An 11,671-nucleotide genomic window follows, 5' to 3' on the forward strand; every position below is an offset into this window, starting at 1 on the left:
CTCCGGATCAGCCGCCTGTATGGCTCATGTGGCGGGTCATCTGGCCGTCGGGGCGTTGGCGCGAATAATCGAAATCATGCCCTTTGGGCTTGAGTGCGATGGCGGCGCGGATGGCCTCCTTGAGGGCGGTGTCGTCACTGCTGCCGCGCAGGGCGGGACGCAGATCATACATGTCTTCCTGTCCAAGGCACATGAAGAGTTCCCCGGTGCACGTCAGGCGCACGCGGTTGCAACTTTCGCAGAAGTTATGCGTCAGCGGCGTGATGAAGCCGATCTTTTGACCGGTTTCTTCAAGCCGGACATAGCGGGCCGGACCCCCGGAGCGTTCGGAAAGATCGGTGACTGTGTAGCGTTCTGCGAGGCGGGCGCGCAGGTCTTTCAGCGACCAGTATTGATCCAGTCGGTCCTCGTTGCCGAGGTCACCCATCGGCATGACTTCGATCCAAGTGAGGTCCATGTCGCGGGAGGCGCACCATTCTGTGAGGTCAAAGAGCTCGGACTCGTTAAACCCCTTGAGGGCGACGGCATTGATCTTGACGCGCATGCCAACACGCTGGGCCGCGTCGATGCCGCGCAACACTTGCGGCAGACGGCCCCACCGGGTCACCTCGGCAAATTTGGCCTCATTGATCGTGTCGAGCGAGATATTGACCCGGCGCACACCTGCCGCCCAGAGATCATCGGCAAAGCGCTCGAGCTGCGACCCGTTGGTTGTCAGCGTCAATTCGCGCAGAGCGCCGCTTTCGAGGTGTCGGGACATGGAATCGAAGAAGGTCATGATCCCCCGCCGCACCAGCGGTTCTCCGCCGGTGATGCGCAGTTTCTCGACCCCGAGTTCGACGAAATTCGTGCAGACCCGGTCCAGTTCTTCCAGTGTAAGCAGCTCTTTCTTGGGCAGAAATGTCATGTTTTCCGCCATGCAATAGACACAGCGGAAGTCGCAACGGTCAGTCACGGACACGCGCAGGTAATTGACAGCGCGTTGGAAGGGGTCGATCAATGGGGCATCGGTCATATCTCTTAGGTAGTCTTAGAAACAAGAGGGGGCAAGGGCGGATGCTTGTGTTGCAAGGTCGGAAATGGGTCTTCGGGGCGGTCGCATTGGCGTTTCTGGCGGGGTGCGATGAGGTGCCGCGCGTGAAAATGCCGGACTGGGATCTTTTCAACCGATCAGAGCGGGCGCCAGACACCCCGACACCTGATGCACCCGAAGTCGAAGAGATAACTCCCGAGGTCGAAGAGACACCGCCACCGCTTCGTGGCGAGCTTGGCACCACGGTAGTATCGCTTGGTGCGGCGAGCGAACCCGGAATGTGGCTCAAGACGCCGCTCGTCACCCGAGAGGGCAAGGGGCGTGTGTATTATAACGGGCTATGGCTCGCGGTGACGTTGATCCCGATCGAAGGTGCATCCACGGCGGGATCGCGGATGTCGCTTGCAGCGATGCGTGCCTTGGAGATGCCGCTGACTGAGTTGAGCGAAGTGCGGGTGACCGCAAACTAAAGTCATACGAAATCCATCTAAGGCACTGCGTCTCGCGAAGGCGCTAGGCGAGGTATTTTGAGGCTTCCTTGACGGCGAAGGGCTTCATGCGGTCCTGATACGCGTCAAGGAATGCTCGGCTGCGCGCGGGATCGTGCTTGGAGAGATCGCGTAGCCACCAAGCGATGGCCTTTTGGATAAACCACTCAGGATCGTCTATGTAAGACGCCGCCCAGCCGAGGACGCGGTCGCGGATCACGAGGTCGGCGGGTTTGGGATTGTTCTGTTTCGTCCAGGGCAACGTGATGACCAAGGCGGCTCGACGTGTCCACATATGTGCGGAGTTGGTCCATGTTTCGACCGTGTCGAGGCGGGACGGATCGGCGAGCAGGCGTTTCTGGCCAGCCATGCAGACATGATCTGCGATGGCCCAGCTATCGAAGTCGGGCACCCATGAGACGATAAGGTCCCATGCGGCGGTGTCGGGGCGGATGCGCGCCTGTGTCAGGAGCTTGGCCGCCGCGATACGCGCCTCGAAGATATCGGTCTGCCAGAGCGCGTCCGCGAGGAGGACACGTTCCTCGACCGTTAGGCTCTGGCGCCAGTCCTTGGTCAGGTCATTGAGCGCGGGGTTTGGGATGCCCAGAACCTCGCGCGTCTGTTTGTGATACTTCGCCTGCCCTTCGGCGCGGCCCGGTTCGATCCGGGCGCGCAGGGCGGCCAGTGCGTCATCTAGCGTCATGCTACTCTACAGTCACGGATTTCGCGAGGTTGCGCGGCTGGTCCACGTCAGTGCCTTTGGCCTCGGCCGTGTGGTAGGCGAGGAGCTGGGCCGGGACGGCATAGAGGATCGGCGTCAGGATCGGGTCGATCTCGGGCAGGATGATGGTGTCCCAGACACCATGGCCGCCTTCTTCTGCGCCCTTGCTATCGGTCACGAGAAGCACCTTTCCGCCGCGCGCCATGACTTCCTGCATGTTGCTCACGGTCTTGTCGAAGAGTGCATCGCGCGGGGCGAGCACCACCACGGGCACATGCTTGTCGATCAACGCGATGGGGCCGTGTTTGAGTTCACCGGACGCATAAGCCTCGGCGTGGATGTAGCTGATTTCTTTGAGTTTCAGCGCGCCCTCGAGTGCGAGTGGATACATAAGGCCGCGGCCTAGGAACAGGATATCGCGCGCCTCGGAAAGTTTGCGGGCAGCACGGGTCAGCTTGGTCTCAATCTCAAGCGCGTTGTTGAGGATGCCCGGCAAGGTTTGCAGCGATGCGAGTTTTTCTTGCAGGTCTTCCATGCTCAGCGTGCCGCGTTCATGCCCGGCTTTGAGCGCGAGCAGGAGAAGCACGGTCAACTGACAGGTAAAGGCCTTGGTCGAGGCAACGCCGATCTCCACGCCGGCATAGATCGGAAGGGCAAGGTCGCTTTCGCGTGCGATCGAGCTCTCGGGGACATTTACGACTGAGACGATCTTGTCGGCCTTGCCGGCGCAGTAGCGCAGCGCCGCGAGTGTATCGGCGGTCTCGCCGGATTGGCTTACGAAAAGGGCGACAGTGCCTTTGCTCATCGGCGGTTCGCGGTAGCGAAATTCTGAGGCGATATCGACTTCGACCGGAATACGCGCGATCTGTTCGAACCAGTACTTGGCCGTCAGGCAGGCATAGAAGGCCGTGCCGCAAGCCACCATGGTCAGACGTTCGATCTTGGTAAAATCGAGGCCGGCATCGGGGAGCACGATATCGCTTTCGCCGCCGCCGAGGTAATGACGGATCGCGTTGGCAAGGACGCTCGGCTGCTCCGCGATTTCCTTGGCCATAAAGTGTTTGTGGCCGCCTTTGTCGACATGCGCCTGATCAATGGCGATCTCGCGCAGTTCGCGGGTCACGCGGGTTCCATCAACGTCTTGGATCTCAAGCGAGTTGCGCGTCAGAACGGCGCTATCGCCTTCTTCGAGATAGGTGATGCGATGGGTCATCGGTGCAAGCGCGATGGCGTCCGAGCCGACATACATCTCGTTGTCACCGTGGCCAATCGCGAGGGGAGACCCTTTGCGGGCGGCGACGATCAGATCGTCCTCGCCCTCGAACAGGAAAGCCAGGGCGAAAGCCCCATCAAGGCGCGAGAGCGTCTTGCGGGCGGCCTCGACGGGCGGAAGGCCTTCGTCGAGATAGCGCTGGGTCAGAAGTGCGACGGTCTCGGTGTCGGTTTCCGTGCAGCATTCAAAACCCGCTTCGGCGAGTTCTTGGCGTAGGTCGCGGAAATTTTCGATAATGCCGTTATGCACCACAGCGACAGGGCCAGCCTTGTGCGGGTGAGCGTTGCCGACCGAGGGGGCGCCGTGGGTGGCCCAGCGTGTATGACCAATCCCGGCACGGCCCCGCAGCGGTTCATGGACGAGAAGATCAGAGAGGTTCACCAGCTTGCCAACTGCGCGACGGCGATCCAAAGCGCCGTCGTTCACTGTCGCGATCCCGGCGCTGTCATACCCACGATATTCAAGGCGTTTCAGCGCCTCGACGAGGATCGGAGCGGCCTCGTGTTCACCAAGTACACCAACAATTCCGCACATTATACGCTCTCCTTATCGCGTTTAACCTTCTTGGATTTTAACAATTCGAACAATTTCCGCGCCATGCCGGCTTTGTTGACCTGTTTCGCGCGTGCCAGAGCCAAGGCTTCCGCCGGGACGTCTTGTGTGATCACCGAACCGCTTGCTGTCATGGCGCCATCACCAACCGTAACGGGGGCGACGAGCATTGTGTCGGATCCGATGAAGGCCGACTTGCCGATGGTCGTCTTGTGCTTCATCACCCCATCATAGTTGCAGGTCACAGTGCCCGCGCCGATGTTGGACGCGGCTCCGACGGAGGCATCACCGATATAAGACAGGTGATTGACCTTGGCCCCCTCATCGAGGGTTGCGTTCTTGATCTCGACAAAATTCCCGATCCGCACATCTTCGGCCAGTTCCGCGCCCGGACGCAGGCGGGCATAGGGGCCGACGATGGCGCCGCGCGAAACGTGGCAGCCTTCAAGGTGCGAGAAGGCGCGAATGTGCGCGCCGCTTTCAATCGTCACGCCGGGGCCAAAATAGACGTTCGGCTCGATGATCGTGTCGCGCCCAATGACCGTATCATGCGAAAGCATGACGGTTGCGGGTTGCTGCATGGTCACGCCGAGTTCCATCAGAGCGCGACGGGCGCGGGTCTGGAAGATCTCTTCCGCGTCAGCAAGGTGGAGACGAGAATTGATGCCGAGGGTTTCTTCTTCGTCGCAGGCAACGGCGGTCACGGACAGGCCACGATCACGGGCAATGCCGACGACGTCGGTGAGGTAGTATTCCTCTTGCGCGTTGTCGGATTCGATTTCGGCAATCATCGAGAAAAGAGATTTGCTATCTGCTAGCATTACGCCGCTATTACAGAAGCTTATCGCGCGTTGCTCATCTGTTGCATCAGCATATTCTACGATAGCTTCGAGGCTGTTTCCTTGCATCACGAGCCGGCCATACTTGCCCGGATCAGCGGCCTCGAACCCGAGCACGACAACTGCGTTTTCGCCCCGCGCGTCGGCCATGCGGGCGAGTGTTTCAGGGCGCACAAAGGGCGTATCTCCGAAGAGGACGATCACGTCGCCTTCGAAATCGGCGAGTGCTTCGCGGGCGGCATCGACCGCGTGGGCCGTGCCTTTCTGTTCTTCCTGAAGCACAACCGTGGCGTCGGGATCGTGGTCGGCGACGGTGGCCTTCACAGTGTCAAACCCGTGTCCGGCGACGATCACCACGCGTGCTGGATCGAGAGCGGCCCCAGATTGCATGGCATGGACCAGCATCGGCGCACCGGCGATCTCGTGTAGCACTTTCGGAAGATCGGACTTCATCCGGGTGCCTTTGCCAGCCGCGAGGATGACGAGTGCAATATTCATCGGGTTTCCCTTTGAAATGACGTTGCGGCCGTTTTATCGGTTCGCGGTATTGGTGCAAGGGCGATATCTATCAATTCGCGTTACCGGGTGTAACAGCGGTGGGCGATTCATTGCCAAGGTGAAAGGAACGGTATGCGAACAGTGGTTTTCGATCTCGATGGGACGTTGGCAGATACGAGCGGAGACTTGCTCGCGGCGGCGAATGCCTGTTTTCGGGACATGGGGTTTGGCGATGTTCTCGGGGTAGGACGAGACGAGGCGATCGCGCTACGCGGAGGACGGGCGATGCTCACCGCAGGGCTCGAGAGGCTTGGGCGCATGGATGCTGTCGTTGTCGATCGGTATTACCCTATGTTGCTTGAGGCCTACGGTCGCGCGATTGCCGATCACACGGTGCTGTATCCCGGCGCGCTTGAGGCGGTCGAGGTGCTGGCGTCGCGTGGCTATGGCGTGGGGATTTGTACGAACAAACCTGAGGCATTGGCTGAACAACTCATGCAGGCGCTTGGAGCGCGAGACGCGTTCGGGGCGCTTGTTGGAGCGGACACGCTTCCGGTGCGCAAGCCTGATCCGGAACCGCTGCGCGAAACGGCGCGCCGTCTTGGGGGAGATCCGGCCAAAACGATCCTCATTGGGGATAGCGACACCGACCGCAACACAGCGCGCGCCGCTGGTGTGCCGTCTGTCCTTGTGACCTTCGGGCCGAGTGGTGCGGATATGGCGGCGTTGGAGCCGGAGGCGCTACTTGAAGACTATGCCGATCTGCCTGACCTTGTTCAGGAGTTGATCGGGCGGAATAGCTGATCCGTGAGCGGCGCGAGCCCGGTTTCGGGCAGCGCGTCGATGGCGGTTTCGAGCGCGGTGGCGCGGTCCCGACCGAGGACGGGATCAGCGTAGGCGTGGAACTTCGAGCGGATTTCGGCGGGCGAGGGCAGGGCGGTCGCGTCCCAGCGCGGCTCGTGCCAGTCGCTTTGATGTGTTGTGCCATCGGCGAGGGTCAGCGTTGCGCGCGCAAAACGGCGCAACGGGAAGGCATCGTTGGCGTGGTCGCTCTCGCGCATGATCATGGCGGCGGAAAGCCGGAGCACTTCGGGATCCGAAAGCGCGGCATCAACAAGGTGTTCGGGGCGCACATCGCCATGGACGAGGGCAACGGCGGTTGGGAAGCTCGTGGAATATTGCGCTTCGTCGCCGCGCTTTGGGTGTGACGTCGCGAGGCGGATGGATTCGTGGAACGTCTCGACCTCGATTTTCGTGATGTCGGCGGCAGCGATGTTGTGGGCGCGTTGCAGGGCAAGGGCGGCTTCAATTGGCGGCTGGGCCCAGCGGCAAACAGGATAGGGTTTGAAATACTGTTCGAGCATATACCAGCGCGTGCCAAGATCGGCCCAAGGCTCAGTCACCTCTTCGACGATGAGCGCTGGTGCGCCGGTAAAGCCCTTGGCGGCAAGGCGGGCGGCGGAGATGCCAGCCATGGAACCCCAGCCCGCGCCGTCTTTGACCATGGTGGGATGGTCGATGCAGCGCATCATCTGGCTTCGGGGGCCGTGGTATTCGGCGATGCCAAGGGCGTGGCGAGTTTGGTGCGGGGAAAGCTGCATGATCCGGGAGGCTACGGCGGCGGCGGCCACGGCGCCCCAGCTTCCCGACGTGTGATAATCCGGTGCCGTGGCGTGTTGGGCGATGGCGGCGCGGGCGCCAATTTCGTAGCCCACGACAACGGCGGTTAGGAAATCACGGCCTGTCGCGCCTGCCTCATGCGCGGCATAGAGCGCGGCCGGGATCATCGGCGCTCCGATATGGCCCTTGGAGGGGTTGAACCCGTCATGGCCGTCTATGGAGTCGATGGTGATCCCGGCGGCGAGGGCTGCGCCAAGGGGGCTTGCACCGCGGCCATCATAGAGAAGGGGCATCTCACCGCCGAAATCCTCATACGCGTGATCGCGAATGATGCGGGACATGTTGGTGCGCATCCCTGCCGCACCAATACCGAAAAGATCAAGCAGGTGTAGCGGCACTTGCGCGCGCACGGTTTCGGGCAGGGTCTCCCACGTCAGGTCATGTAGAAAGGCGATCGGGTCGTGCATCTTGTCCTCCCTTTGCGTGTTAGCGTGGCACGGCGTGGTCTCTGTAAATCGTCCGTTCGCGACATTTTGCGGGGGTACCGGGCCGCCTTTAGGGGATCGGGGGGCGCATTCCGGCGTTGACGGGCGCGCGGGGGCAGGTCAAGGATCGGCCCATGACAGAGCGTTTCCCAGAACATTTCACTGGTAACTTCACCCAACAAGAGCCGATCCCCGACGAAGGGATCGCGGCGGCGCTTGAGGTGCTGCAAAGCGGGCGATTGCATCGCTACAATCTGGTCGGGGATGCGCCGGGCGAGGTTTCCCTTCTTGAACAGGAGTTCGCGGCGCAAATGGGGGCGAAGTATTGCCTTGCCGTCGCTTCAGGGGGATATGCGCTTGCCTGTGCCTTGCGTGCGCTCGGGGTTGGGCCGGGAGATAGAGTTCTGACCAATGCCTTCACCCTGGCGCCTGTGCCGGGGGCGATTACCAGCGTCGGGGCCGAGCCTGTCTTTGTTGGGGTCACCGAGGACCTTGTGATCGACCTCGAAGATCTCGCGGCCAAGGCCGGCCGCGCGGATGTGCTGATGCTTTCCCATATGCGGGGGCATATCTGTGACATGGATCGGCTTATGGAGATCTGTGACGCGGCGGGCATTCGTGTGATTGAGGATTGCGCGCATACGATGGGCGCGAAGTGGCGCGGCACGTGGTCAGGGCGGCATGGTGTCATGGCGTGTTATTCGACACAGACCTATAAGCACGCGAATTCCGGCGAGGGCGGGCTGCTCATAAGCGATGATGATGCATTGATGGCGCGGGCGATCATGCTGTCGGGGTCCTATATGCTCTATGAACGCCACCTTGCGAGGCCTCCGGTGGAGGCCTTTGAGGCGGTGAAATATGTCACCCCCAACATTTCGGGGCGGATGGATCATTTGCGCGCCGCGATCCTGCGGCCGCAATTGCGCGATCTTGACCAGCAGGTTGCACGGTGGAATGCGCTTTACCGGGTCGTGGAAGACGGCTTGCGGGGCACGCCGGGATTGACCGTCGTGGAGCGGCCCGAGGCGGAGAGCTATGTCGGCTCGTCTATCCAGTTTCTTCTTCTGGATTGGGGCGAGGGGCAGGTCGAAGAGGTCTTGCGGCGCTGTGCGGCGCGGGGCGTGGAACTCAAATGGTTTGGTGGTGCCGAACCTGTGGCGTTCACCTCGCGCTATGACTCGTGGCGCTATGCGGCGGCAGAGCGGATGCCCGAGAGCGACCGTGTTTTGGCGGGCATTGTCGATATGCGCTTGCCTTTGACTTTCACGGAAGCAGATTGTGCTCTGATTGCGCGGATCATTCGGTCCGAGGTTGGCGCGGTTTATCAAGGGGGGTAGGGGCGTTGCCCCTCGGCCTGCGGCCTCACCCCAGAGTATTTCTCAGAGAAGAAGCCCTAGCGTAGGCGCGTGTAGAGGCGTGCGCCGAAGCTCAGGGCTGCGTAGAGCGCCAGTACGAAGGCGAGCTGTGCCGGGGCGTGGCGGGCTTCGAAAATCAGGATCAGGACGGCGCCTGTAGAGAGGCCGAAGATCGACAGGAGCGTCATGGCGGGATGTGCGCCCGTCTTGCCGCGATGGACGTGGTTTGCCCAGGCCATGAGGATCGACACCAAGAGGAAGGTAATCGAGCCGAACTCGAGGATCAGGCGCAGATCGCCAATGAGGATCAGGAGCGCGGCAAAGCCCGCCATCGTCAAGACGGCCGTGCGGGGGATGCCAGAGCGCCGTTTCTCAAGGCGGGCGGGAAAGAAACCGTCGCGCGCGATCACCGACATGAGGCGTGAGGCGCCAAAGAGTGTGCCAGAGATGGCGCTCATGGTGGCGAGAAGGGCGCCCGCGATGACAAGCTGAGTGCCGATCGGGCCGAGAATGTCCCCGGCCCCTGCGGCGAGGGCGTGTTCCTGATTGGCGATGATGTCGGCAAAGGGGATGGCGAGCACCGCGCCGATGGCGATCACCACATAGACCAGAGTTGCCAGCGCCACGGCGGTATAGATCGCGCGGGGAATGTTCTTCTCGGGCGCGGTCATCTCGCCCATGGCGTGGATCACAAGCTGAAACCCTTCATAGGCGACAAAGGTCACGGCAGCGATGGTGACGATACCGAAGAGCGGCAGGGCTGGGTCCGGTCCCGCGAGGTCGGGGAGTGAGGCGCGGGCATTGCCCCAAAGCACGCCCGCGACGATCAGGAGGATCACGATCTTGGAATAAACCATGAGATCTTCGATGCGGCCCATGCCACGGGTTGACCAGATGTTGATCCCGGCGAATGCGGCGATGACGGCAATTGCCACAACGCGGCGGAGAGTGTCGTCGTCGGAAAAAGGGGCGATGGCGTAGGAGGCAAAGGTAAAGGCATAAAGCGCAATGGTTGCGATATAGCCGAACACCACCCACCAGCCGATTAGTGCGGCAGCAAAATCATGTCCGGGGAAGCTCAGCTTGAAGAACGCGTAGGTGGCGCCCTCGTCGCGAAAATAGAGCGCCAGCTTGACATAGGAATAGGCCGCGAGTGCCGCCACTGCGCCACCGAGGGCGATGGCAAGGGGTGTCCAGACACCGATTGTCGCCACACCAAGGCCAAGCACCGTGAAGATTCCGCCCCCGACCATGCCGCCCAAGGCGATCGCGATCAGTTCCGTCAGGCGGAGAGGTGGGGCGTCAATCGGGCGTTCAGGGCGCATGGCATCGCATTTCTCAGGGCCGTTGCAAGAGGTTTGGCATGAAGGGTCCGGCGGGGCAAGCGCGTGTACGCAGACCTGTAGAAATGCGGTGTGGGTGGAAAACTATTGACCGGAATCGGTGTGCGGCGTAGTTATATGAACAAGTGTTCAATAAAGTGCCGGGCGGGAGGCCCTTAAGGCGCTTTGGGAGAGATGGCGGTTTTCGCAAGTCCAGTCGGCGGGTTTTCGTGAAACGCTTTAATGGGAGAGTTTGAACGATGTTCATGCACACGATGAGTTTCGACCTCGGAGAAGACGTCAACGCGATGCGCGAGATGGTGCACCGTTTTGCACAAGAGCGGATCAAGCCGATGGCGGCAGAGATTGATCAGAAGAACGAGTTTCCGAACGAACTTTGGAAAGAGTTTGGCGATCTTGGTCTTCTCGGTATCACCACGCCAGAGGAATATGGCGGGGCGGGCATGTCCTACCTTGCGCATGTGATTGCGGTCGAAGAGATCGCGCGGGCTTCGGCGTCGGTGTCGCTCAGCTATGGTGCGCATTCGAACCTTTGCGTCAATCAGATCAAGCTCAACGCGACGCATGAGCAGAAGCAGAAATACCTTCCCGGCCTGATCTCAGGCGAGAAGGTCGGTGCGCTGGCCATGTCCGAGCCTTCGGCGGGATCGGATGTTGTCAGCATGAAGCTGCGCGCTGAGAAGAAGAACGACCGCTATGTGCTCAACGGGAATAAGTATTGGATCACCAATGGCCCGGATGCCGATACGCTTGTCGTTTATGCCAAGACCGATCCGGACGCAGGGCCCAAAGGCATCACCGCTTTCATCATTGAGAAAGAGATGAAGGGCTTCTCGACCTCGAACCATTTCGACAAGCTTGGGATGCGTGGGTCGAACACGGCAGAGCTCGTCTTTGAAGATGTGGAAGTGCCGTTTGAGAACGTGCTTGGCGAAGAAGGCAAGGGTGTGCGCGTCTTGATGTCGGGGCTCGACTATGAGCGTGTCGTGCTTGCGGGCATCGGCACCGGCATCATGGCGGCCTGTCTTGACGAGGTCATGCCCTACATGGTCGAGCGCAAGCAGTTCGGCCAGCCGATCGGGAACTTCCAGCTCATGCAGGGCAAGATTGCCGATATGTACACCAAGATGAACTCGGCACGCGCCTATGTCTACGAGGCGGCCAAGGCCTGTGATCGTGGCGAGATCACGCGTCAGGACGCGGCGGCTTGCTGTCTTTACGCGTCTGAGGAAGCGATGGTCGTGGCGCACCAGGCGGTGCAAGCCTTTGGCGGTGCGGGATATTTGAGCGACAACCCTGTGGGTCGGATTTTCCGCGATGCCAAGTTGATGGAGATCGGCGCAGGCACCTCGGAAATCCGCCGCATGCTCGTCGGTCGCGAGATGATGAACAAGATGAGCTGATCTGTTTGGCCCGCAGCTCGCGGGCCAAATCGACAAGATGGGCGCCTTTCTAGGGCGC

Annotated in this window: 10 protein-coding genes; 4 read left to right on the forward strand and 6 right to left on the reverse strand. The window is 60.9% G+C overall.

The window, feature by feature from the left end:
* Positions 1-7: 7 nt before the first annotated feature.
* A complete protein-coding gene (gene moaA / locus R1W01_RS03535) occupies positions 8-1,015 on the reverse strand; it encodes a GTP 3',8-cyclase MoaA (protein ID WP_297756302.1) in 1,008 nt (335 codons plus the stop codon).
* A 41-nt stretch (positions 1,016-1,056) separates the two neighbouring features.
* Between moaA and R1W01_RS03540 the strand changes: the two genes are divergently transcribed.
* Positions 1,057-1,503, forward strand: coding sequence for a hypothetical protein (locus R1W01_RS03540; RefSeq protein ID WP_297756301.1), 447 nt, complete (start codon positions 1,057-1,059; stop codon positions 1,501-1,503).
* Positions 1,504-1,546: 43 nt separating this feature from the next.
* Here R1W01_RS03540 and R1W01_RS03545 read toward each other — a convergent pair whose 3' ends face one another.
* The 3 genes from R1W01_RS03545 to glmU are packed head-to-tail and all read right to left on the reverse strand — an operon-like array spanning position 1,547 to position 5,404.
* Positions 1,547-2,224 carry a DNA alkylation repair protein gene (locus R1W01_RS03545; RefSeq protein WP_297756300.1) on the reverse strand — a complete coding sequence of 226 codons (678 nt, stop codon included), beginning with the start codon at positions 2,222-2,224 and terminating at the stop codon, positions 1,547-1,549.
* Position 2,225: 1 nt separating this feature from the next.
* Positions 2,226-4,049 carry a glutamine--fructose-6-phosphate transaminase (isomerizing) gene (glmS, locus tag R1W01_RS03550; RefSeq protein ID WP_297756299.1) on the reverse strand — a complete coding sequence of 608 codons (1,824 nt, stop codon included), beginning with the start codon at positions 4,047-4,049 and terminating at the stop codon, positions 2,226-2,228.
* Entirely contained in the window at positions 4,049-5,404 is a 1,356-nt protein-coding gene (gene glmU / locus R1W01_RS03555) for a bifunctional UDP-N-acetylglucosamine diphosphorylase/glucosamine-1-phosphate N-acetyltransferase GlmU (protein WP_297756298.1), read from the reverse strand. Before glmU ends, glmS begins: the two co-directional genes overlap by 1 nt.
* A gap of 132 nt (positions 5,405-5,536) precedes the next feature.
* Here glmU and R1W01_RS03560 point away from each other — a divergent pair, with 132 nt between their 5' ends.
* Positions 5,537-6,208 (forward strand): HAD-IA family hydrolase, encoded by a 672-nt coding sequence (locus R1W01_RS03560; RefSeq protein ID WP_243612333.1) that lies wholly within the window; start codon positions 5,537-5,539, stop codon positions 6,206-6,208.
* Here R1W01_RS03560 and R1W01_RS03565 read toward each other — a convergent pair.
* Entirely contained in the window at positions 6,181-7,491 is a 1,311-nt protein-coding gene (locus tag R1W01_RS03565; protein WP_297756295.1) for an MmgE/PrpD family protein, read from the reverse strand. The two genes, R1W01_RS03560 and R1W01_RS03565, sit on opposite strands and share 28 nt — an antisense overlap.
* Positions 7,492-7,643: 152 nt before the next feature.
* Here R1W01_RS03565 and R1W01_RS03570 point away from each other — a divergent pair, with 152 nt between their 5' ends.
* Complete coding sequence (locus R1W01_RS03570) at positions 7,644-8,849, forward strand: DegT/DnrJ/EryC1/StrS family aminotransferase (protein ID WP_297756293.1); 1,206 nt, start codon at positions 7,644-7,646, stop codon at positions 8,847-8,849.
* Between the two features lie 56 nt (positions 8,850-8,905).
* Here R1W01_RS03570 and R1W01_RS03575 read toward each other — a convergent pair whose 3' ends face one another.
* Positions 8,906-10,192: an APC family permease gene (locus tag R1W01_RS03575; protein WP_297756291.1), complete on the reverse strand. Its 1,287-nt coding sequence runs from the start codon at positions 10,190-10,192 to the stop codon at positions 8,906-8,908.
* Positions 10,193-10,449: 257 nt separating this feature from the next.
* Here R1W01_RS03575 and R1W01_RS03580 point away from each other — a divergent pair, with 257 nt between their 5' ends.
* A complete protein-coding gene (locus R1W01_RS03580) occupies positions 10,450-11,613 on the forward strand; it encodes an isovaleryl-CoA dehydrogenase (RefSeq protein ID WP_243612337.1) in 1,164 nt (387 codons plus the stop codon).
* Positions 11,614-11,671: the final 58 nt, after the last annotated feature.

Source organism: Shimia sp. FJ5, assembly GCF_032918335.1.
Lineage (GTDB): Bacteria > Pseudomonadota > Alphaproteobacteria > Rhodobacterales > Rhodobacteraceae > Shimia > Shimia aestuarii_A.

Coding starts and splice junctions, on each gene's coding strand:
- moaA (WP_297756302.1), bottom strand. CDS start 1,015: ATGACCGATGCCCCATTGATCGACCCCTTCCAACGCGCTGTCAATTAC.
- R1W01_RS03540 (WP_297756301.1), top strand. CDS start 1,057: ATGCTTGTGTTGCAAGGTCGGAAATGGGTCTTCGGGGCGGTCGCATTG.
- R1W01_RS03545 (WP_297756300.1), bottom strand. CDS start 2,224: ATGACGCTAGATGACGCACTGGCCGCCCTGCGCGCCCGGATCGAACCG.
- glmS (WP_297756299.1), bottom strand. CDS start 4,049: ATGTGCGGAATTGTTGGTGTACTTGGTGAACACGAGGCCGCTCCGATC.
- glmU (WP_297756298.1), bottom strand. CDS start 5,404: ATGAATATTGCACTCGTCATCCTCGCGGCTGGCAAAGGCACCCGGATG.
- R1W01_RS03560 (WP_243612333.1), top strand. CDS start 5,537: ATGCGAACAGTGGTTTTCGATCTCGATGGGACGTTGGCAGATACGAGC.
- R1W01_RS03565 (WP_297756295.1), bottom strand. CDS start 7,491: ATGCACGACCCGATCGCCTTTCTACATGACCTGACGTGGGAGACCCTG.
- R1W01_RS03570 (WP_297756293.1), top strand. CDS start 7,644: ATGACAGAGCGTTTCCCAGAACATTTCACTGGTAACTTCACCCAACAA.
- R1W01_RS03575 (WP_297756291.1), bottom strand. CDS start 10,192: ATGCGCCCTGAACGCCCGATTGACGCCCCACCTCTCCGCCTGACGGAA.
- R1W01_RS03580 (WP_243612337.1), top strand. CDS start 10,450: ATGTTCATGCACACGATGAGTTTCGACCTCGGAGAAGACGTCAACGCG.